The 22592-nt window shown below is 60.0% G+C and carries 18 protein-coding genes; 14 read left to right on the top strand and 4 right to left on the bottom strand.

Going from position 1 to position 22592, the window contains the following annotated elements:
* Positions 1-43: 43 nt before the first annotated feature.
* The 7 genes from NG895_RS28795 to sucD all read left to right on the top strand — a co-directional run bounded on the left by NG895_RS28795 (position 44) and on the right by sucD (position 10176).
* Complete coding sequence (locus tag NG895_RS28795; protein WP_252856027.1) at positions 44-1324, top strand: NPCBM/NEW2 domain-containing protein; 1281 nt, start codon at positions 44-46, stop codon at positions 1322-1324.
* Entirely contained in the window at positions 1321-3165 is a 1845-nt protein-coding gene (locus tag NG895_RS28790) for a S1C family serine protease (RefSeq protein WP_252856026.1), read from the top strand. Before NG895_RS28795 ends, NG895_RS28790 begins: the two co-directional genes overlap by 4 nt.
* Positions 3158-4192 (top strand): S1C family serine protease, encoded by a 1035-nt coding sequence (locus NG895_RS28785; RefSeq protein WP_252856025.1) that lies wholly within the window; start codon positions 3158-3160, stop codon positions 4190-4192. Before NG895_RS28790 ends, NG895_RS28785 begins: the two co-directional genes overlap by 8 nt.
* A 21-nt stretch (positions 4193-4213) precedes the next feature.
* The gene (locus NG895_RS28780) at positions 4214-5344 is read left to right on the top strand and encodes a S1C family serine protease (protein ID WP_252856024.1); all 1131 of its coding nucleotides are present in this window, start codon (positions 4214-4216) and stop codon (positions 5342-5344) included.
* Between the two features lie 167 nt (positions 5345-5511).
* Positions 5512-7326: an arylsulfatase gene (locus tag NG895_RS28775; protein WP_252856023.1), complete on the top strand. Its 1815-nt coding sequence runs from the start codon at positions 5512-5514 to the stop codon at positions 7324-7326.
* Positions 7327-7958: 632 nt separating this feature from the next.
* A complete protein-coding gene (gene sucC / locus NG895_RS28770; RefSeq protein WP_252856022.1) occupies positions 7959-9149 on the top strand; it encodes an ADP-forming succinate--CoA ligase subunit beta in 1191 nt (396 codons plus the stop codon).
* A gap of 145 nt (positions 9150-9294) precedes the next feature.
* Complete coding sequence (gene sucD / locus NG895_RS28765) at positions 9295-10176, top strand: succinate--CoA ligase subunit alpha (RefSeq protein WP_252856021.1); 882 nt, start codon at positions 9295-9297, stop codon at positions 10174-10176.
* Between the two features lie 26 nt (positions 10177-10202).
* On the opposite strand, the gene NG895_RS28760 is transcribed toward sucD, so the two are convergent.
* Complete coding sequence (locus NG895_RS28760; RefSeq protein WP_252856020.1) at positions 10203-12587, bottom strand: serine hydrolase; 2385 nt, start codon at positions 12585-12587, stop codon at positions 10203-10205.
* Between the two features lie 190 nt (positions 12588-12777).
* Here NG895_RS28760 and NG895_RS28755 point away from each other — a divergent pair, with 190 nt between their 5' ends.
* The 6 genes from NG895_RS28755 to NG895_RS28730 all read left to right on the top strand — a co-directional run bounded on the left by NG895_RS28755 (position 12778) and on the right by NG895_RS28730 (position 18768).
* On the top strand, positions 12778-13113 hold the full coding sequence (locus NG895_RS28755) for a hypothetical protein (RefSeq protein ID WP_252856019.1): 336 nt from the start codon (positions 12778-12780) through the stop codon (positions 13111-13113).
* Between the two features lie 376 nt (positions 13114-13489).
* Complete coding sequence (locus NG895_RS28750) at positions 13490-14515, top strand: hypothetical protein (protein ID WP_252856018.1); 1026 nt, start codon at positions 13490-13492, stop codon at positions 14513-14515.
* A gap of 4 nt (positions 14516-14519) precedes the next feature.
* A complete protein-coding gene (locus tag NG895_RS28745; RefSeq protein ID WP_252856017.1) occupies positions 14520-15599 on the top strand; it encodes a DUF6268 family outer membrane beta-barrel protein in 1080 nt (359 codons plus the stop codon).
* A gap of 102 nt (positions 15600-15701) precedes the next feature.
* Positions 15702-16952, top strand: a complete 1251-nt coding sequence (locus NG895_RS28740) for an SAM-dependent methyltransferase (protein ID WP_252856016.1) — start codon at positions 15702-15704, stop codon at positions 16950-16952.
* Positions 16953-17041: 89 nt separating this feature from the next.
* Entirely contained in the window at positions 17042-18331 is a 1290-nt protein-coding gene (locus tag NG895_RS28735; RefSeq protein WP_252856015.1) for a DUF3592 domain-containing protein, read from the top strand.
* Complete coding sequence (locus NG895_RS28730; protein ID WP_252856014.1) at positions 18328-18768, top strand: hypothetical protein; 441 nt, start codon at positions 18328-18330, stop codon at positions 18766-18768. The genes NG895_RS28735 and NG895_RS28730 overlap by 4 nt, the downstream gene beginning before the upstream one ends.
* A 112-nt stretch (positions 18769-18880) precedes the next feature.
* Here NG895_RS28730 and NG895_RS28725 read toward each other — a convergent pair whose 3' ends face one another.
* Complete coding sequence (locus NG895_RS28725) at positions 18881-19294, bottom strand: hypothetical protein (protein ID WP_252856013.1); 414 nt, start codon at positions 19292-19294, stop codon at positions 18881-18883.
* 496 nt (positions 19295-19790) lie between these two features.
* Here NG895_RS28725 and NG895_RS28720 point away from each other — a divergent pair, with 496 nt between their 5' ends.
* Positions 19791-20561 (top strand): hypothetical protein, encoded by a 771-nt coding sequence (locus NG895_RS28720; RefSeq protein WP_252856012.1) that lies wholly within the window; start codon positions 19791-19793, stop codon positions 20559-20561.
* A gap of 81 nt (positions 20562-20642) precedes the next feature.
* On the opposite strand, the gene ispG is transcribed toward NG895_RS28720, so the two are convergent.
* Positions 20643-21791 (bottom strand): (E)-4-hydroxy-3-methylbut-2-enyl-diphosphate synthase, encoded by a 1149-nt coding sequence (gene ispG, locus NG895_RS28715; protein WP_252856011.1) that lies wholly within the window; start codon positions 21789-21791, stop codon positions 20643-20645.
* Between the two features lie 82 nt (positions 21792-21873).
* Positions 21874-22572, bottom strand: coding sequence for a YggS family pyridoxal phosphate-dependent enzyme (locus NG895_RS28710; RefSeq protein WP_252856010.1), 699 nt, complete (start codon positions 22570-22572; stop codon positions 21874-21876).
* Positions 22573-22592: the final 20 nt, after the last annotated feature.

Raw genomic sequence — 22592 nt, 5'->3', positions numbered from 1 at the left:
GCTGTTTGTTCCCCGCCTACCTTTGCCCCCCCGCTGGATTGCCTTGCATTCGCTTTTCGCTCTAGTATTGATTGCCGCTACCTCGGCAGTGGAAGTCCGCGTTACTGATTTGCAGCAGCGCGAAACGATAGGCACCGTGCAGTCGTGGAGCGAGCAGACGGTACAGCTCGACACCACCGACCAAGGCACGCTGCCGCTGCCACTGGCTGATGTGCTGCGCGTCGACACCATCACCAAACCCACGCCGCGGGAATTGCCCTCGAGCGAAGTGCTGCTGACCGACGGAGCGAGGCTAGCCGTGGATAGTTTCCTGGCCACGGGCCCACAATGCGTCCTGGGGGGAACACCTCTGTCGAATCAGGAAGGCGACGAGCCGTTGGGGGTAACACTGGCTTCGGTACGTGCGGTCCGGATGATGCCCCTTGATCCCAGCCTTCCCTCGCTCGCGAAGGAATGGCGTGACTTACTGGCTGGCGATCCGGCCGGGGATCTGATTGTGATTCGCAAGCCCGGTGCGGCCAATCTGAATTTTGTCGAAGGCACCCTGGGCGACGTGACCGATCAAGCCGTGAAGTTTGACCTCGACGGGGAAGAGATCGACGTCAACAGGGCCAAGGTTTTTGGCATTATTTACTTCCGCCGGGTAGCAGCGGACGCGAAAACGCCGGACGCGGTGATCAGCGGTCCAGGATTCAAGCTGCCAATTACCGTTACATCGCTCAAGGAACAGGAATTCGAAGTCCGCAGTCCCTCCCTGGGAACAGTTGCTTTGCCCCTGTCGGAAGTATCGTCCGTCGACTACTCGTTGGCCCGCGTGCAATACCTGAGCGATCTCGACCTGGTACAGGACGACTGGAATCCTCCCGCTGGCGCAGCGACCATCAGCCCGCTATTGGGTTATGTCGCCCGCGACCGCGCGTTCTACCAACCGGAGCTAACGCTGGCGTATCCAGTGGAGAGTCTCTCGGCAGAAGAGGCAAGCAGTTCGGGACTGGCCGGGAGCCGTCGGTTCGCGAAAGGGCTGGCCATTCGCGACGGTGCGGAGATCGGCTTCCGCGTGCCCCGCGATTTCACCAACTTTCGGGCTACCGTGGGCATCGACCCCCGCTCTCGTGACACGGCCAGGGTGGAATTAACCATCCAGGGCGATGGCAAAGTGCTGGCATCGGAAACTTTGCTTGGAGACGCAGCGCCCGTCGAGCTAGAATGCAAAGTAACGGGTGTCCGCCAACTTACCATTGTGGTTCGCTCGGCCGGCAGCGCTCCCTGGACGCGTGGTTTCGGCGATATCCTCCATCTCGGTGGAGCAAGGTTTGTGAAATGAAATCTGTTTGGCTCCCAGTTCTGATCATCGCTCTGCAGACGTCGTTCGCGTCGGCCGTGGTTCCGCCTGAAGTGTTGGAGGCCGAAGCCACCCGCGTCGCAGTGGTCGAGAAGATCTCGCGGTCGACCGTGGCCGTGTTCGATAGCCAAGGGCAGGGGGGGGGCTCGGCGGTAATTATCTCACCGGATGGATACGCCCTGACAAACTTCCACGTGACGGCCCCCTGCGGACCGGCGATGAAGTGCGGTCTGAACGACGGCAATCTCTACGACGCCGTGCTGGTGGGCCTCGATCCGCCGGGCGACGTAGCGCTCATCAAATTGCTGGGCCGCGACGATTTCCCTGCCGCCGAGCTCGGCGACAGCGATGCCGCGCAGGTGGGCGACAAGGTGATCGTGGCCGGCAATCCCTTCTTGTTGGCCGAAGACTACCACCCCACCATCACCTACGGCATTCTGTCGGGCACGCATCGCTACCAGTATCCGTCCGGCACGCTGCTGGAGTACGCCGACTGCCTGCAGACCGATGCTTCGATTAATCCTGGCAACTCCGGTGGCCCGCTATGGGATGCCGAGGGACGCCTGATCGGTATTAACGGACGTGGATCCTTTGAGAAGCGTGGCCGTGTGAACGTAGGCGTCGGCTACGCGATTTCGATCAATCAGATCAAACACTTCCTCAGCCACTTGAAGGCGGGCCGCGTGGTCGACCACGCCACACTCGGCGCGACCGTGGCTTCTGCAGGTAATGGCCGCGTAGTTGTCGACGACCTGCTGGAAGACAGCGACGCCTATCGCCGCGGTTTGCGGTATAGCGACTACTTGAGCAGCTTCGCGGGTCGCGACATCACCAGTGCCAATGTGCTGAAGAATGCCCTGGGCATTTATCCCGCGGGCTGGCGCGTGCCCGTGGAGTTCATTCGCGATGGGCAGATCTACGAAGCCAACGTACGCCTGGCCTCGCTGCATCACGTCGGCGAACTGGAATCGCTCATCGAAGAGGAAGCGAAGAAGCCGCCGCAGATCGAACCGCCCGGCCCCAAAGACAAGGACGACCAGGGGCAAGAAGACGACGACAACAAGGACCAGAAACCTCCTCGAATCCAACTGCCGCAACTCCCCGGTGCTGCCCAGCAGCTCGAGCCCCCCAAGTTGCCGCCTGAGGTTGAAAAGCTCTATGCAAAACGAAGTGGTTTTGCGAACTACTACTTTAACGAGCAGCAACAACAGCGGTTAATCGACCGGTGCCGCCAGTGGAAGGCGTTGGAGTCGGTGCCGCAACTGGTTATCGATGGCGGCGACTCGCTGCAGCACGAGGTCCGCATCGAAGACTCCGCTGAGGAGGCAAGCCTGCGTTCGGTGCGTGGGCAGTTCTTCGCCAAATTTGATTCACTCGATACCGCCGGCAACGGCCCACCAGGTTCCGGTGGCATGATCGCCGCGGTGCACCAGTGGCACAAGCTGCTGCATCAGGGGCGGGAAGGGTTTGACGAAGTCTTCTACTTCGGGCAGCTTCCCTTCGGCGAGGGGCTGCAACTGCACGACTGCCTGATGGCGATCGACGAAGGATACACGACGCAGTTCTACTTCGACCTCGACTCGGGCAATCTGGTAGGGATGGAGCATTTCACGGCCGACGATCGCGATCCCTGCCTGATTCACTTCAGTCGATTCCAGCCCTGGCAGTCGAGCGAGTTGCCGCGTCGGTGGGTGGTCCGCTTCGGCGATAACGCCTACATGGAATTTGACGTCGATAAGTACACGAACGCTGCGTCGACAGACGAAGAGTCAATACCGGCGGAAGACGACGCAGCGGACAACGGGGAGGCCAACGATGAATAAGTGGCTTCTCGCTCTCGCGGTTGGCAGCTTCCTGTGCGTCACCAATATGACGCATGCCCAGAAGGCCGTGGACCTCGTCTCATTTGGCGACGTGAACCGCTACGCCCAGGAGCGATCGGTCAAAATCTACGGTGTCGGCGGCCTCCGCCAACTCGAAGCCTACCAATCGGGCGTACTGGTGTCGGCCGAAGGTTATATCGCCACGGTTGCCAGCCTGGTGCTCGATGAGGACACCGTGACCGTGCTGCTAAACAATGGACAGCGGCTCGAAGCCTCGGTGGTAGGCACCGATCCGCTGCTGGATGTGGCCGTGCTGAAGCTCGACACCGAAGAGACCGACTTTCCGTATTTCGATCTTACGGCCGAGCAATCGCCCTACGAAGGCATGCGGGTGCTGGCCTACTCCAACCTGTACAATGTGGCCACGGGCGACGAACCGGTCAGCGTGCTGCACGGCGTGCTGTCGGTAATCGCTCCCTTGGAAGCTCGCCGGGGTTCGTTCAGCAGTCGCTATCGCGGCGACGTGTACATCGTCGACGCCGCCACAAACAACCCCGGGGCGGCGGGCGGAGTGCTGCTGGACACCAGTGGGCAACCGCTCGGCATGCTGGGCAAGGAACTCAAGAGTGAACTGACCGGCACCTGGCTCAACTACGCGATGCCTTGGGAACAAGTGAGCCAAAGCGTCGACCGCATCCTGAGCGGCGACCTAGGCTCGGCTATTGTCGATTTGGACCAACTGCCTGAGAATCCCGCCACATTTGCCGGTCTGGGCTTTCGCCTGGTGCCGAGCGTCGTGGCGCGAACGCCTCCCTACATCGACACGGTGCTCCCCGGCTCGCCCGCCGCATCAGCTGGTTTGATGCCGGACGATCTAATCATCGCTCTGGCCGGCATGCGAACCGGTACCCACGTCGACGTGGAGAAGGCACTGATGCAAGTGCCTGGCGACCAGCCCGTGCGGCTTACGGTGCTGCGAGGCAATATGCTGGTCGAGGTGGAACTCGTCCCAATGAATCTGCCCTAGCTCGAACTGGATAGCTTCCCCATGCGGTTCCATCCCGCCTCAACTCGCTGCCTTCGCCTCGTGGCCTGCTTTGCTGCCGCGCTGATCACCTCGTCTGCGTTCGCACAGTCGGTGGCCCAGCTCGAGCAACAGGCGATTCGCGACGCGATCGAACATGTTAGCCCTACGGTAGTGCAACTGCAGATCATCGGCGGCGCCGATCGTCTAAACGACGTGAGCCTGGCGAGTGGCCCATCGACCGGCGTGATTTTAACGCCCGATGGTTACGTGGTGACGAGCCGCTATCGATTCGAGCCTGCACCGGCCACCGTGGTGGCGTTGTTGGCCGACGGTCGGCAATTCGCCACCGAGGTCGTGGCTCACGACTACAGCCGTAAACTCGTGCTGCTGAAACTCTCAGGCGCCGAAGACCTGCCGGCAGCGGAAATCGCCCCCGCCGACAGCTACCGCGTGGGGCAGTGGGCCATCGCCGTGGGCCGCACTTACCGAGTGGAGCGTCCGAATGTGTCGGTAGGCATTGTTAGCGCGCTGCGTCGTATTCAGGGCCGCGCGATGCAGACGGACGCCGCGGTCTCAGCCGCCAATTATGGCGGTCCTCTGGTCGACATCGAGGGCCGGGTGCTGGGGATCATCGCTCCGATGTCGCCGTCGGCCGAGAGTTCCATCGCTGGAGTCGAATGGTACGACTCGGGCATTGGGTTCGCCGCGCCGCTGGCGGAGTGGATGCCGGCTTTCGAACGATTGAAGCAGGGCGAGGACCTGCAACTCGGCTACATTGGCATCGGATTGGTCGAAGGCGTTGCCCGCGAAACGCCTGCCAAAATTGCCACCATTGCGCCCGATGGACCTGCCGCGAAAGCTGGGCTCGAGAAGGGCGACACCGTCACAGCCATCAATGGCGTGCCTGCCACAACCCAGGTGGAAATGCAGGCGGCCGCCAAACCTCATTATGCCGGCGATACCCTCGAGGTCACCTATCAGCGTGGCGATGAAACCTCGACTACCACACTCACTCTGACCACTATCGCCCAACTGCAGGAAGCAGCCGAGGCAGCAAAGGCGAAAGAGGAAGCTGCGGACGAAAAGGCCGAGGCCAAAGAAGGCGACGCCGATGGTGAAGAGGAGTCTAACGCTGGCGATTCCGAGGAGTAATCGTCGCCGGGCGCCTCAATGCCACTGATTTACACCGTGCTGCGCTCTATCGTACGCGGTTGGCAGTTCGATCGTCCGACTATGTTGGCGATCGTCGATCACAGTTGGTGGCCCGTCGTTTATAATTGGCGGCTTCAACTGCCTTGCGATCGACTGGAGAGTTCATCATGCGTCTGTGTGCTGCATTGTTCTTGCTGCTTCTGCCAACCGCAAACCTCCTGGCAGCGAACGAACGTCCCAATGTCATCCTCGTCATGACCGACGACCAGGGATATGGCGAGTTTGGTTGTCATGGCAATCCGGTGGCCCAGACGCCGAACATCGACAAGCTCGCCAGCCAGAGTGTGAGCTTCACCGACTTCCACGTCGCGCCCATGTGCACCCCCACTCGTGGGCAACTGCTGACGGGAGTCGACGCACTCCGTAACGCCGCCTGCAATGTTAGCAGCGGTCGCGCGCTACTGCGGGCTGATCTCGACACGATGGCCGACGTGTTCAAGTCGGCCGGCTATCACACCGGCATGTTCGGCAAGTGGCACCTGGGCGACAACTATCCTTATCGTCCGCAGGACCGGGGCTTCGACGAGACGCTGTGGTTTCGCTCTTCGTACATCGGCAGCATGTCCGACTACTGGGAAAACGACTATTTCGCCGACATGTACTTCCGCAATGGCGACCAACAGCGGCACGACGGCTACTGCACCGATATCTTCTTCGACGAAGCCATTGCCTGGATGAAACAGCAGGGCGATGCGCCGTTCTTTACTTATTTGCCTCTCAACTCGGCCCACGCTCCGTTTTTCGTGCCCGAAAAGTACCGCGCCCCAATTCGCAAGGCGCTGAAGCAGAACAAGGAACTGTACGACAAGCTCACACCTCAGCAGCGGGGGCGGCTCGTCTCTTATCTGGCGATGGGCGCCAACATCGATGAGAACATGGGTAAGCTCGAGCAGTTTCTCACCGAAAGCGGGCTGGCCGACAACACGATTGTCGTGTTCCTCACCGATAACGGTAGCACTTTTGGCCCAATGTACTACAACGCCGGCATGCGTGGTGGCAAAACCACCCTGTGGGAAGGTGGTCATCGCGTACCTTGCTTCATTCGTTGGCCGCAAGGCAACCTGGGCGAACCGCGCGAAGTCGCTGGGCTCACTCAGGTGCAGGATTTACTGCCGACCTTGATCGAACTCACGGGGGTGGAGGGTCCCCAGCAACCGATGGACGGCACGAGCCTCGCCCCCGTGCTGCGGGGCGACAAACCCAAAGTCGACGATCGGGTGCTGGTAATCAACTACAGTCGCATGCCGCAGTTCAACGTCACCTACACCGACGGCAATCCGGCTATTCCGCAGCGTGAAGGCGCGGTGGTGATGTGGCAAAGTTGGCGGCTGGTCGAAGACCGCTGGCTGTACGACCTGTCGACCGACCCGCTCCAGGAGCACGACGTTGCTGCCGAACACCCCGAAATCGTTGAGAAGCTGCGTACTAAGCTCGACGAATGGTGGGCCGGCGTGAAGGACATTGTTGCCGAGCCGCAGCGCGTCACCATCGGCAGCGATGCAGAGAATCCCACACGACTGGCTGCCGCCGAGTGGTTCGACGTGTTCGTCGACCAGCAGGGCCAAATCCGCCACGGAGTGCGCAAAAACGGGGTGTGGCATCTCGATGTTGCCGAGCCGGGGTCCTATCGCATCGCCATCAGTCGCTTTCCCAGCGAATCGGGACTCGCCCTGGGCGATGCCGTCGAGCGGACCAAATTGGTCGATGGCGCGATGGGGGCAGGGCCAGCGTGGAACATCGCCCACGGCCGAATTCACATCGGTGAAACCGAACTCGAACAAACGGCCGACCCCAGCAGTCCAGCCATCGAGTTCCAGGTCACCTTGCCGGCAGGACCTACATCGCTGCAGACGTGGCTCTTAGATCCCGAGGGCAACTCCATCGCTGGGGCCTTTTACGCGACGGTGGAGCGTCTGGAGTAGTAGCACCAACCGGCAAATCGATTTGGGCGACGATTTCGCCTCGCCCAATTTGTCCATTCGCGCAGGCATCCTGTGTAAAAGAGTCGTTGTTGAACTCGCCTGCCGGTGTGGTCTAATGCAGGCATGCTACTCCGATCACGTGGATCACAGGGAAAGCGAACGACGGGGAATTCCACCTCCGGAACTCTCTATCTTTCCTAACTCCTGACGCCTGTTTCCCCCAACCTGCCGACTTTCGGGACAGGTAGCGAACATGCGGGGAACAACGCGGCGGGTTTTGGACCCATGCCCGCAAAACTGATTGAAAAAACAAGGCACTTTTTGCGGTAGGGGGGACCAAAACGCTGGGGGTTTTGGGCCCATCAATCGTTTTGGCCGAATTTGGGGGGAAACGGAAAAACGGTGTGCTTTAGCAGATGGACAGAGGGTCTGCACGACGCCGTATGAGAGTCAAGTTGCGCTTCAACTCGGCAATGAATGTGCACTCCTAGTAGCGCGATCGATGGAGGACCTTCGAGGACCTGATAGTGAGGCCTGTCGTGTGCGTAGCCGCCCATTGAGGGTGAGCGATGCGAGGCCTATACTCCACCATTGGCCAGTTTATGTTCCCGCGATGTTAGGACGGGCGACCGATGAATATTCACGAATTTCAAGCTAAAAAATTGTTCCGCGACGCCGGCATTGCCGTACCGCGGGGGATCGTCGTCGAAACGCCCGAAGAGGCCGCCTCGGCATTCAAAGAATTGGGCGGTCCGCTGGCAGTGGTGAAGGCCCAAATTCACGCTGGCGGCCGGGGCAAGGGAACCATCAAGAGCAACCCTTCGCAGCATGGCGTGGAGTTGGTCAAAAGCGCTGAGGCCGCCGAAAAGGCTGCCGCCGCCATGCTGGGCGAGCCACTGGTGACCATTCAGACCGGTCCCGAAGGCCAGACGGTGCGTCGAGTATACGTGGAAGAAGGCTGCGACATCGCCCGCGAACTGTACCTCGGCATTGTAGTCGACCGCGCAAGCGCGTCGCCCGTGCTGATGGTCAGCACCGAGGGGGGCATGGACATCGAGGAAGTGGCCGAGAAGACCCCCGAGTTGATCTTCAAGGCACCATTCGACGCCGATCGGGGCTTGATGCCTTACCAGTCGCGGGTGCTGGCCCAAAAGCTGGGCCTCACGGGTGCAAGTGTCCGCAGTGCTGACAAGATGTTCCGGGCGATCTGCAAGCTGTTCGTGAAACTGGACTGCAGCCTGGCCGAGGTCAATCCGCTGGTCGTCACCGGCAGTGGCGACCTGATGGCGCTGGATGGCAAAATCAACTTCGACGACAACGCCATCTTCCGTCACCCCGACATCGCAGAGCTGCGCGACACGAGCGAAGAGAACCCCAACGAGTTGCGAGCGGGCAAGGCTGGCCTGAGCTACGTGCAACTGGAAGGCAACATCGGCTGTCTGGTGAACGGCGCCGGACTGGCGATGAGCACTATGGACCTGATCAAACTGCACGGCGGCCAGCCGTCCAACTTCCTGGACGTCGGCGGTGGTGCCAAGACCGAGCAAGTCACCGAGGCGTTCCGCATCCTGTTGGGTGACCCGAACGTGAAAGCCGTGCTGGTAAACATTTTCGGCGGCATCATGCAGTGCACCACGATCGCCAGCGCAGTGCTTGAAGCGTACAAGACGGTGGGCTTCAACGTCCCGCTGGTGGTTCGCCTTGAAGGAACCGAAGTGGAAGAGGGCCGTAAGATGCTGGCTGAAAGCGACGTCGACATCATCACTGCCGAAGGCCTGACGGATGCGGCCAAGAAGGTCGTGGCTGCCGCCGGTGCCGCTTGAGAAACCAAATCACAGAGATCACCGAGATCACGGAGACGACACTGAGCTTGTGACCCGCAGGATGAATTGGCATCGCCGCCAATTGTCGAAACATCCTTCCCCGTGTCCTCCGTGCCTCCGCGGTTAACTCAATTCAGGAATCACGATGAGCATTCTGATCAACAAAGGCACTCGCGTCATCTGCCAGGGTATCACCGGCAAGGCGGGGGAATTTCATTCCAAGAACTGCATCGAGTACGGCACACAGTTGGTCGCGGGCGTCACGCCGGGCAAGGGCGGACAAACCGTGCTCGACCGACCGGTGTACGATACCGTGGCCGAATCGGTTGAGAAGGAAGGTGCCGACGCCACGATGATCTTCGTGCCGCCACCATTTACGGCCGACGCCATCCTCGAAGCTGCTGATGCCGGCATCAAGGTCATCATCGCCATCACCGAAGGCGTGCCCGTGCTGGATATGGCCCGCGTCTACAAGGTGCTGGAGAACGAGTATCCCGACGCGGTGCTGGTCGGCCCCAACTGTCCGGGCGTAATCACTCCCGGCGAGTGCAAGATGGGCATCATGCCGGGCTACATTCACACGCCCGGTCCAGTGGGCGTGATGAGCCGCAGCGGCACATTAACCTACGAGGCCGTGTGGCAACTCACCAACCTGAAGCTGGGCCAAAGCACTTGCGTCGGCCTGGGAGGCGACCCGATTGTCGGCACCAGCTTCATCGATCTGTTGAAGATGTACGAGGCCGACGGCAAGACCGAGGCCATTATGATGATGGGCGAAATCGGCGGCACCGCCGAAGAGGAAGCTGCCGCGTACGTGAAGGAGCACGTCACCAAGCCGGTGGCCGCCTTCATCGCTGGCCGCACAGCCCCTCCCGGCAAGCGGATGGGCCACGCCGGAGCGATCATCTCCGGCGGCAAGGGAACTGCCGAAGACAAAATCGCTGCGCTTACCGATGCTGGCATCGAAGTAGCTGAGAGCCCCGCCGACATGGGCACCGCACTCAAGCGGGCAATGGAGCGAAAGTAGTTCGCCCTGCTGGATGCCTACAGCGGCTACCGCCCAACGGCAGCCGCTTTGGGCTTCTCGAGAAGTTGCTCGAACGTCTGATTGCCGATCGGGTACTCCTGCCAGTCCTTGTAGTCGAAGTGCCACCACTCGAATTCGTAGATCGTAAAGCCTTCGGCTTCCATGCTCTCTCGCAAGAGCTGTCGGTGCCAACGCTGACGACTGTCTCCTCCCGGATAAAGCGGGAATGAACGTGGTGAGAACTCGTCGTACGAGGCCACCATCTCGATCGGCTCGCCGGTGGCCTTGTCGTAAAGCGTCAGGTCGACAGCGCAACCGCGGTTGTGCCGGGAGCCCTTCTCAGGATCGGCCACAAAATCGTGATACTGAACGGGAGTGCCGTCCCAGAACATCTTGGTGACGTACCACGGGCGGTATCCGTCATGGATCAATAGACCGTAGCCCTGGTCGGCGAGCTTCTTCTGCACCCGCGCGACCGCCTCCGCAGCAGGACGCTGCATAAAGGCATGGGCCGAAGTGTAGAACGGTGTGAGCATGAAGTTGCGTTTGGTCGCATAGCGGATATCGAGCTTGATGCCGTCGTCGTATTTGGTGAGCGGTACCAGGTTCGCGGTACGAGTGGGGCGGGTCTCCTTCGGAGGCTGGGCCGCCAGCGCCAGCTGGCGAAGTTCATCCACCGGCCGCGTAGGCTCGACGGTAAATACATCGCCAACGTCGCCTACCGGTCGCCGCTTCAGCACAATGTTGGCCGCGTTTGCCTCGGTGGCCCGGCCGTTCTCGTCCCGTTGGAAGACGATGTACTCGCTTTCGTACATCCCTCCCTTCTTGGGAAACGCGAAGGTGTTCTCGTCCACTTCGGTCAGCGGATACAGGAACAACCACTCGATCTGCGACCAGAGCTGACCATCCTGCTCGTAGATGTACATCGTGTTGTGATCGAAGCCGTACTCGCCGATCAGTCCCTTCCACTTTTCTGGAGCACCGGGCGGGCACTCGTCGGATAGCCGCTTCCAGGTCTTGCCGAGTGCGTTGAGTGTGCCAGCTTCGGGGCCGATCTCGTACTTGGTCCCGTAAGACATGACGTTGTCGACCACCAGGTGATCGTCCGCCTGGCGGAGTTCGTTACGGGAGAAACCTTGTCGGACATACAAACGACCGTTGAACTCCTCGATCTCCAGCTTGTCGTCTCCCGACTGATAGCTGCCGACATACTGCTTGGGGTCTTCGACTGCTTCGCTGAATTCCCACTCAGGGAACTCTTCGCCCGCATGCTTGGCGAGCAATAACCGCGTGGCGTAGTCGCCCAGGCGAGTGGTAAATCCATTGCTGCAGTCGCGCGAAGCGGCAACCGCTACGCCGATCTTATCCTCCGGCAGACCGCTGAACTGCGTCGAGAAGCCGTACACAGCGCCGCCATGACCAAAGGTGGGATGACCATCGATCTTGCCCAACTTGAAACCGATGCCAAACAGCGGGTCGTCCTCGCCCGCCGCCTTGTTACCGCCGAGCATTGTGGCCAGGGTCTCGGCGGGTAGAACCTGCTGCCCCTGATAGGAGCCACCTTCGAAGATGGCAAGCAGGAAGTTACCCAAATCGTCCACCGTGGCGTACAGATTACCCGCCGGCGCGGTGCCGAGTTCGAAAACGGGGGCCTGGAACGACGGAGCGTGGTGGGTCCACATCATCGCCTCGGCCAGTTGCTCTTGGGTTTTCCCCTCGTGCAGCATCGAGCTGTTGTTCATCTGCATTGGCGCCAGAATGTGCTCGCGCATGTAGTCGTTGTACGACTGGCCGCTTACCTTCTCGACCACCAGCCCTACAACCGAGATGGCAGCGTTCGAGTACTTCGTGCGTTCGCCGGGTTTGTAAACCAGCTTGGTCCTATTGAGCGAGGCCACGGTCTCGGCCAAGGTTGGCTCGGTGCCGTCGAAGTAGTTGCCCACCGGTGGTTCGCGGACCAACCCCGACTGATGCGACATCAGCTGCCGCAGGGTGATGGGCACATCGTAGGGGTTTTCAGGCTGGAAATCCGGCAGGTAGGTCTGCACTGGCGCGTCGAGGTCGATCTTGCCGGCCGCTACCAATTGCATCACGGCTAGATCGGTAAACAACTTCGAAACCGACCCAATGCGGTACATCGTCTTGTCGTCGGCCGGCTGGGTACCGTCCAGATCGGAGTAGCCGTAGGCCTTCGAACCGACGATCTTGTCGCCATCGACCAGACAGACTGAGATCGACGGAATCTGCTTGAGCGGCAGCTCTCGCTCCAGCACCTCGTCGATGCGAGCGAAGACTTCCTCGTAAGCGGGATCGACCTCCTTGGCCTGCGCGGCGAATGTCATCATCACCGATGCGAATAGACCGGGGAGGCAGACAGAAAGGGAATACCTGTTGGCAAGTCGCTGAAGCACGAGATTCTCCTCATGGCAAGTTGTACCAGTCACCTGAAGTACATGGGGCGGTATGATGCCAACCTAGCTGGCGAGCAAGTTGCTCGCAACTGTTTCGCGGGCGCACTAGATTGGTCAAACTCAAGCACCGTGCGAATAATAGCCAAGTGGCAGTAGTTTTTGCGCAGCAGTCCTTCAACCCCAGACAATAATGCTACGAGAGCTGCTTGAACGCTGGAAAAACTGGCTCGGGGATCACGAGCTGGAGCAAGCCATTCGAGACGAGTTGGTTCGCCACCGGTATCCTCGTCAGGCGTCGCGCATCGAGGACGCGCAAATGGTAGCTATCGAGCGGCCGGGCTGGGTGCAGGTCTGGCAGTTCCGGGTGGAAACCAACCGCGATGGCGAGCCAGTCACGCTGTACGGCGCCGTGCGAGACGACGGACGCCATGGAACGGAGGTCGAGCTGTCAATCGATCCACAACCAGTTGCGAAGCAGTTAGCCGTCTGGTCGGAAGGGTTGATCGTCCGCCTTAGAGCACGCTAGCACTTCAGAGGTCGATCTTGACCCTCTTCGCGGTGACTTGTATTCCCAAGTCTGGACAAACCGCGGGAGGAGTGTGGCCGTGCGATTGCAGGCATTAGCTATATTGGGAATCGGTTGGGCGACACTGGGAACTCCAGTTTCGTTGGGACAATATGTACAAATTCCCGCGACGCCCACGCAGGGCCAGACCTTTGCCCCCCAACCCACCTACGCTAGCCCCACCCCGGGGATGACAGCCCCCAGTTTAGCTCCATCCAACGGAATGGCGCCTCCATCCTATGGCACCGCCACCCCGTCGTATGGCTCCGGCCCTCCGATTGGTCCCCCGCCAACATTCGATTCGTATGCTTCGCCATCGGTAAGTGGTACAACCACCATGCCGCCCGCTAGCGTTCCCTACTCGTACACGCCGCAAGCACCGGGTGGATTTCCCCAGCAAACTGCCGCGCCCAACGCCTGGCAGGGGTACCCCTCGACGCCTGGCGGTTATCCTGCGGCCGGCGCACCGCAATCTCAGAGCCTATACTCCAACGGCTTGCCTTACGACTGGCAGCAAGGCACCTACGGCTATCAAAGTGCCGATGGCAGCTTGGTGCGGTTCCAGAAATTCCTGCAGCGGATTGGTACCGAATACACGTGGATTGCAGGCGATGGGGGCGCGAAGGACTTTGGTATCAATCGCATTGAACTCGCCGCTACGTTTGGCATCCCCGTGATGCACAACATCGACACGCCGCTACTGATCACGCCGGGCTTCGCGGCCAACTTCTTTGAAGGTCCTGTGGGCGATCCCACGGCCGTGCCTCGGGGCCCCGACTTGCCGGGCCAAGTGTATGATGCTTATCTCGATATGTCGTGGTATCCTCAGCCGTTCGAGTGGTTCGGCGCCGAACTGGGAGTTCGTACCGGCGTATGGACCGACTTCGACGCAGTGAATAGCAACTCGGTCCGAATCCTGGGTCGCGGCTTGGGAGTCATCTCGGTCACACCGCAGATGGACATTCTGATCGGTGCGGTGTACCTGGACCGCCTGCGAATCAAACTGCTTCCGGCCGGTGGTTTGCATTGGCGTCCCAACCAGGACTGGGATCTTTATCTGGTGTTCCCCAATCCCAAGGTGCGCCGACGGTTCCAGTCGGTAGGCAATACCGAGTGGTGGTGGTACGTGGCCGGCGAATACGGTGGCGGTTCGTGGACCGTTGACCGCGTGGGTTTAAGCGACCGAATTGATTACAACGACCTGCGAGCGATCTTTGGCCTCGAGTTTGAGACTCCCACCATGGTGCGGGGCCACTTTGAAGTGGGATACGTGTTTGATCGCGAGATTCTATTCAACAGCGGGGATCCTCCTGAATTCAAACCGAGTGACTCCGTGATGCTACGCGCCGGGCTCGACTTCTGAGGTCATGAAGCCCTTGACCACGAACAACACCCATCTCATCCATCGCCCCATGAAAATTGCGTCCGCTACGTTGTCGCTGTGCCTGGTTTGGGTGGCGACTGCACACGCGCAGTTCCCACCCGAGCAGCAGGGTGAGATTGCTCCCGTGTACGTCGAGCCTTACCAGGCCGATCCGTGGTCGAACGCGTCGCCGGACGACGTGGTGCTGGTCGACGCGCCAGGTCTACCAGAAACTGGCGCTCTGTACCCCGAGCCATCGGCTGCGCAGCAGGACTTGGGGAACTTGATTCCGCCGGGAGCACGACCGGGCTTCTTCCAAAAGGCCAACTTGGATTTCTCCTGGATGCCACGATTCGAGAGCGATTCGGTGGGCGTCTCGAAAATCGAAACGAGCATCGTCACAGCGATTCCGTTCCCTCGCCGGCATCAGCCGCTCACAATCAAGCCTCGGTACTCCGTGCGTTTCCTTGACGGCCCCGACTTCATCGACGTGCCGGCGCGGCTGCATGATGCCGACGTGACCTTCAACCATATTCGCCGCATTGCCGACCGCTGGGTGCTCAACGCTGCCGTGACCATGGGCAGCTATGCCGACGACCACAGCTTCGACGCTGGGGACGCCTTCCGCATGTCGGGCCGGGCGTTAGGCATCTACGAAGCCTCGGCCCACAGCAAATGGATCGTGGGCGTGGTGTACCTAAACCGCGCCGGGACGACCGTAGTGCCCGCCGCGGGATATTTGTACTGGACCGACGACCTGCAAATCGACGTGGTGCTGCCTCAGCCCAAGATCGCCTGGCGGACCTGGAGCGACGGCCGCTCTGGATACAACGAGCGGTGGTTCTACGTCCAGGGCGACCTCGGAGGCGGCGTATGGGCCGTTGAGCGAGCGGACGGCAGCCCGGACACTCTGAGTTATAGTGACCTGCGGGTGATCTTCGGGACCGAACGCAAGCAAATCGGCGGTATCAGCCGACGCTGGGAAGTGGGATACGTCTTTGCCCGCGAATTGAGCTACGACTCGATGGGCCACGACCTGGAAATCGACGACACGATGATCGTGCGGGCCGCATTTACGTACTAGACTCCACCCGGCAAAAATCGAGTCCCACTGCCCGAAGACGGTCGAGGGGCGTTGGTGTAGAATGGTTGGTATTAGTATGCCGCCCTCTACAACCACCCCGCCATGCCCGTTCCGCTGCCCACCACGTTCGTCTTTTGCACCTGCCAGCCCGGCGCCGAGCAGCCGCTCAAGAGCGAAATTGCCGCACGAAGGAGCGAGTGGCGACTGGCCTTTTCGCGTCCCGGCTTTGTGAGTTTCAAAAGCCTCCAATCTCAGGGAGCGACGCTCGACGGAGCCCTGCCTACATTTGCCCGAACCCGCTCGGTATCGCTGGGTCGGGTGAAGGGCGATTCATTAGCCGCGGCCGCGACCGAGGTATGGGAGATCGAGGGTGTACGACGGCTGATCGACGCTCAAGAACTGGTCGGCCTGCACGTCTGGCAACGCGATACACAGCTTCCGGGCGAAGGAGATTTCGAGCCATCCGTCACTCCACTGGCCGAAGAAACCAAGCGTGCATTGATCGAGGCTGCCCGCACCGCCGAAGTGACCGATCGCTTGTCGATGCTCGAAGCGACTGTGGCCCCGCCAGGAGCAGTGGTGCTAGATGTCGTGCTGGTGGAACCCGACGAGTGGTACGTTGGCTGGCACCGGGCGACCTCCCGCTCCGAACGCTGGCCGGGTGGAATGCTGCCTGTCGCCGCGCCCAGTGATATGGTCTCAAGAGCGTATTTGAAGATGGAGGAGGCTCTCAAATGGTCGGCGCTCCCTGCTTCGCGAGGTGATGTCTGGGTAGAGTTGGGCTGCGCTCCGGGCGGAGCAAGCCAGGCGCTGCTGGAGCGTGGATTCGAAGTCATCGGAATCGATCCGGCCGAAGTGGAAGAACCCGTCGCCAGTCACCCCCGGTTCACTCATCATCGCAAGCGCTCGGCGGATGTACGCCGCGTTGAGTTCGCTCCCGCCAAGTGGTTGGCCGCCGACTTGAATGTTGCACCGCAGTACACTCTGGATGCCGCCGAGGATGTTGTGGCGCATCCATCGACTTCGCTACGCGGACTGGTACTGACCCTGAAATTGGCCGACTGGAACGTGGCCAGTCCAGAGCTATTAAAACAGTACATAAAACGGGTTCAGTCGTGGGGTTTCCGCGACGTCCGCCTGCGGCAACTGGTTCACAACCGTCACGAACTGTGCCTGGTTGCGCTGCACAGCCGTGGTCAGCGACGGATGAAACGCTCTCGTCGCCGGCCGACCGCGCGCGGGAAATCTGATTCAACGCAGTCGTCGGATATGGAGTCGTCCGAAACTATCGAAGAAAATGAGATTCGATTCGACGCCCCCACTCGAATGACGCCACCGCATCACTTTCGCTAAGTTGTCTCCACCTCCTTGGTCAACTTATGTCCTGGCGCAATCCACTACTCCAGAAAAAGCGCGGCGGCCGCAGCACAGGCGTTCGGAGCGTGGGATATTGGAGCGAACTGTTCCTGAGCGTTTCTTTGGTGGTGGTTGGCACCGTGACGCTTGGATTGCACATTTTCCAAGTCCTAAAGCCCGACTGGCAGGAATCTCGCCCGCCGGCCGGGTTCGTGCCAGGCAAGTGCGTTGTCACCAGACTAATCATCCACGAATGGGACCAACCACTGGATATGGCCCAGTTCGACATCGAGATCCAGGCTGCCCGCATTCTGGACGATGGTTCCACGGGCAAACCGGTCTGGATCGAACGCAAGATGGGGTACTTTTCTCCGACCCGTGACGACGCCGAGCAGATTGCCGAGGATTACCAGGAGGGCACAGAGTTGGCCTGTTGGTACAACCCTGACGAGCCTTCACAACTGGTGCTGCGTCGTTCGATTCGCTGGTGGGTGTGGCCGGTCACGTTGATCCCTGCTTCGCTTCTAGCGGTAGGCATTTTTGGCATCGTCGCGTCGCTGATGCAGGTCGCCACTTCCGCCGAGCGCCGCAGCTTGGTGGCGGTCAAGGCCATGCGACTCGATCCGCTTCGCGACAGTCCCGACGAGTCGAAAACTTTGCCAACTGGTTTACGAGAGGACGAAAGTCCCGGCATTCGCTATGCTCACCGTCTGCCCGCTGTGGGCACCGCCGGATGGAGAATGGCGGGGCTGATGATAGTATGCGCGATCTGGAATGCACTTCTGGCATTTTTCGTGTACGTTGCTTCGTTGCAGTATTTGAATAGCAAGTCACCATGGCTAGCGCTTGGGCTGGTTGTCTTGCTGGGAATGGTAGGCGTGTGGCTGGCATTCAATCTGATCCGAGAATTCTGGAATCGCCGCGGAATCGGGCAATCGCACGTTGAGATTTCGGCTCATCCATTGATGCTGGGATGTGAGTACCAGGCCTACCTGATGCAGACCGGTAATATGACACTCCGCAAGCTGTTGGTGGAACTGGTTTGCGAAGAGTCGGCCAGCTATCAGCAGGGCACCGACTCGCGAACATCCGTCGAGGTGGTCTATCGCCAGGAGTTGCGCAAGTGGCGCGGCTTGCGGGTCGAAGCTGCACAACCGTTCGAGGCAGAGATGTCGTTTTCGATACCCGCTTCGGCCATGCACTCATTCCGCAGCCCCCACAATCAGATCCGCTGGATGCTTCTGGTTCGCGGCGAGACCAGTCGCCACCAGGAGGTCTACCGCCAGTTTGGTCTGCTGGTTCAGCCACCACGGCAACGCGGAAACGAGAGCCTGATTGCCGCCAGTGATACCGCCGATATGGAGCCCATGGCATGAGAGCGGTATCCACCACACCGACGAACCTCGCCGACCTGCGGATCGAACAGGTAGACTCGCCATTCGCACCGGGCGATGTACTCAAGGGGAGTTTTGTCGTTCATCTCGAGCAAGCAGAGGACGTCAAGTCTGCGGAGTTGTCTATCCTGTGGCACACCGCGGGCAAGGGGGAAGAAGACTTCGGCGTTCACTATTTCAAGCGTTACACCACCGAAGGTGCCGAAGGTGTCGAGCTCGCCCGACGCCGGGAGTTCCGCACCTTGCTACCCGAACAACCTTTGAGTTACGACGGTTTGATCGTGAAGGTTTGTTGGTGCGCGCGACTGCGACTGTTTCTGAGCCGCGGCCGACAGCAAGTGCTGGAAGCACCGTTTCAACTGGGCGAAGTTACTCCTGCACTGCCTCCCAAACTGGTGCCCTCCGAGGAGGAAGGCTAGCGTGGCCGGTGGCATCCCTTCCCGCCGATCGAACCCGTTTGCGACCTGCTGGCTCGGGCCGCTGGGAACTCCGTATATTGCCGCCAATGGCAATACGCCCGCCGTGCTCACGTCACGCCTTGCGACCACTGGTTGGCGGGGCCAGATTGTTGGTCCACACGGGGCGGGAAAGTCGACTTTGCTGCGAGCCCTGGAGCCCGAAGTGAATAAGCTGGGGCGGCCCTGGGTTGAGATCGGTTTCCGTCAAATAGCCGGAAGACCGCCAGCCTGGCAGTTGATACCAGCCAGTTTGGATGCCGGCGCGCTGCTGGTCGTCGACGGATACGAACAACTTACCCTGCTCGAACGTTGGGTTGTTCAATGGCGATGCTGGCGTGCTAGCGCAGGGCTGCTGATCACCACACATCGTCCATTCAATCTTCCGACACTTCTGCAAGTCGTACCGAACGAAGCAACTGCAATGGCGGTTTTCGAACAGATAGCTGGAGATGCAGATACACCAGTCACCAGGGGTGACGTGTTGCATGCTTTCAATGCAAGCAATCGCGACATGCGGCAGATGTTCGATAAGCTATACGATCTACATGAACAGCGCAACCGAACCGAGGATGTTGCGAACAAACGGCACTCGTATCGCGTAACGAACTGCGAACAAGCAGCCATCTGAACCTGAAATACCAGTTGTCCGCTGCTGTCAGCCCGTAGCTTGCCGGCATTTCGGTTCGCTGCAACTCGTGGGGGGTGAATACTTTACGCAACAGGGCGCCATGTGTGTGGTTTCTTCTCAACATGCCCAGCTTGCCCCTAGCAGTTAGAGTACACTGAAGTGTCGAGCGCAGATACGACATGCGCCCGACCGAACAAGAAAAATTTGGCTAACCCCTAAGGTCTGCCCAAGAGTAAGTTGCTTCCAATTTCCAACTTTGGTGAAGGCGGCTGTTGCTTAAAGACGCCAACCGGAGTTAGATGGGGGTGGGTGAAACGTCTCTTCCCGAACGAGTCTTCCGATGAAAGTATCCAACATGAAATTCGCAATCGCTTGTGCCACTTTGGCAGCGATCGGCCTGGTGGCCAGCGACGCCAGTGCACAATGCTCGACGTGTGCCGTTCAACAAGTCACGTGGTCGCCAGTGGTCGTAAATACGCAACCCGCTTATGACGGCTGGTACCTTGGCAAGTACGTTGGTCGTTTGGGACGTCGCATTTTTGGTCCCGCTCCCGCGCCCGCTTATGCAGTTGGATATGCCCCGTCTGTTTCGTTCGCCTCCAGCGCTCCGACGTATGCCACTTCGTACGCACCGAGTTGCAGCACTTGCGGCACGTCGCCTTGTGGCTGCGCCCAAACCACATTCCGCCCGGTCATCATGCAGCCGGCCAGTGGATGCAGCACCTGTGGTGGATGCGGCACTTGCAGCACCTGCAACTCGGGCGTGGTGCAATCGAGCTATGATGCCCCCGTCGCGTCAAGCTGCCCAACCTGCAACACCAGCGCCTATATGGAATCGTCACCATCGTCGAACATGGCGCCTTCGCTGAACGATCGATCTGCGCCGCCGCGGACCTTCCAGGAGACAGATCGCCTCGACCCGACACCTGCAGCGGAAGAAAGTACCGAATCGCAGGTATTGGACCTGTCGCCGCCGCTGCTGCTGGACCCCAACGACAAGTTGACCAAGCGTCCGACATCGCCCGTCTGGACCGCTGTCTACAAGCAACCGGCAAAAATCACCAACGTGAGTTCGGCCAGCAGCAAGCCGTCGAAAACCACGATGGGCTGGTCCGCAGGCCACTAAGCGAGGCTTAGTGCAATAGAGTCTTTGGTCAGGCTGCGAGCGGTTGCATGCAGCCTGACCTTTTTTATTGCGCCACCCTTTTTATTGCGCTGTCGCCTTCTGAGCGATCAGTTGATCCAGCTCCTGCTTCAGACGGGGCAGGATTTCGTCGTAGGGGTACTGACCAAGGCTCGCTTCGCCTCGTTTGAGGTTCACGTAGTTGGGCCCGCACCACAGCCCCAGGTCGGCATCATCCGTTTCCCCAGGCCCGTTAACACGGCACCCCATTACTGCAATCGTAATGGCGTGCTCGGCGGCATACTTGCTCATCTCCTTCACATCCTGGGCCAGCTCGACAAAAGCCTCGTTCTCCACCCGGCTGCAACTGGGGCAACTAATAATGTTCAGCGTCTGCAGGCCGTAGTCCACTACCGAACGGACGCGCCCCTGGCGAATGTCCTCCAGGATAGCTCGGCCAGCCTCGATCTCTTCGTGCTTGCGATCATTGGGCACCGTTAGCGATACGCGAATCGTGTCGCCAATGCCGCGACTCACCAGCTGTTCGAAGGCAATGCGAGTCTTGATCACTCCATCGGGCGGCAGTCCAGCTTCGGTCACGCCCAGGTGCAGGGGAACGTCAGGACGCTCTGCCGCAAAGCGAGTGTTGACTTCGATCACCTTCCGAGGGTCGGAGTCCTTGAGCGACACGCAGTAGCGCGTGAATCCCATCTCGTCGAGCGCCTGGCAGTGTTCCACCGCGCTTTCGATCATCGGCGAAATGGAGTCGTCCGCAGGATACTTATCTCGCTTGTCTGGATCAACACTTCCGCAATTCACGCCGATGCGGATGGCACAATCGTTGTCCGCCGCCACCTGGGCGATGTAGGCAACTTTTTCACGCCACGGCTTTTCACGCTCGTGGTGATACAAGTGGCCCGGATTGTATCGAAGCTTTTCTACGTGCGGAGCAACCTTCTCGGCCAGACGGTAGTTCTCTTGCAGGTCGATCGCCAGATTGGCCTTGGTCTGCCGCCGAATCTCCGCGATTGCCGCCGCATCCTTGCTGCTGTCCACCGCGATGCGAACCACATCTGCGCCGGCCCGCTCGAGGTCGAGAATTTGAGCTACCGTGGCGTCGATATCCTGGGTCTGCGTGGCCGTCATGCTTTGCACGGTAATTGGATGTTCGGCGCCGATAAGCACAGTGCCGATCTGGACGCTGCGTGTAGGATTTCGCTCGATTTGAACCATGGAGAATTGTCGCCTGACGGGCAGAAAGGGCAGGGGGTGCGGGAATTGCGTGCGGGGTCGGTCCATTCTACCCAACCGAGCCTTACACGACACCTTCCCACAGGGCCGAGCCGACACGAATGATCGTCGCCCCCTCGGCAATCGCCACTTCGAAATCGGCCGTCATGCCCATCGATAAATCCGCGATTTCGACACCCGCGGGCGCCAGCGTTCCCAACTCGTCCCGCAAATTACGGAGCGTCGCAAAGTTGGCTGCGGCCGTCGTCAGGTCCCGGCTGCCGGCGGCCATGGTCATCAACCCTCGCACTTCGACGGATGAGAACTCCGACAATTGGGGAACGAAGTCACGAACTTCCGACTCGGTAAAACCGTGCTTCTCCGCGTCCCCCGAGCAATTCACCTCCAGCAGCACGGGTTGACATTTGCCCAACTCGCTGGCCGTTTGATCGATGGCCTTGAGCAATCGGGGACTATCGACACTGTGGATCATCGAGACCAGCGGTACCGTGCGGGCCACTTTATTCCGCTGCAGATGACCGATCATGTGCCAGCGAACATTGAGCGGTGCAACTTCATCGGCAGCCGCCTTCTCGCAAAGTTGCTGGGGTCGGTTCTCGCCCAAATCGATGCAACCGGCTGCAACCAGTTCGGCCGACAACGCCGCGGAGACGTACTTGCTGACCCCCACCAAGAGAATCTCGCTCGGCTTGCGACCCGCCCGTTCGGCGGCGGCTGCTACTCGCTCGCGGACACGCGCCAAGTTATCGCGGATCACTTGCATGATTCAGTTGATAGCGTCAA

This window comes from Aeoliella straminimaris (assembly GCF_024054565.1).
Lineage (GTDB): Bacteria > Planctomycetota > Planctomycetia > Pirellulales > Lacipirellulaceae > Aeoliella > Aeoliella straminimaris.
The sequence above is the reverse complement of the archived record's forward strand: the minus strand, read 5'-3'. Positions and strand labels throughout refer to the sequence as shown.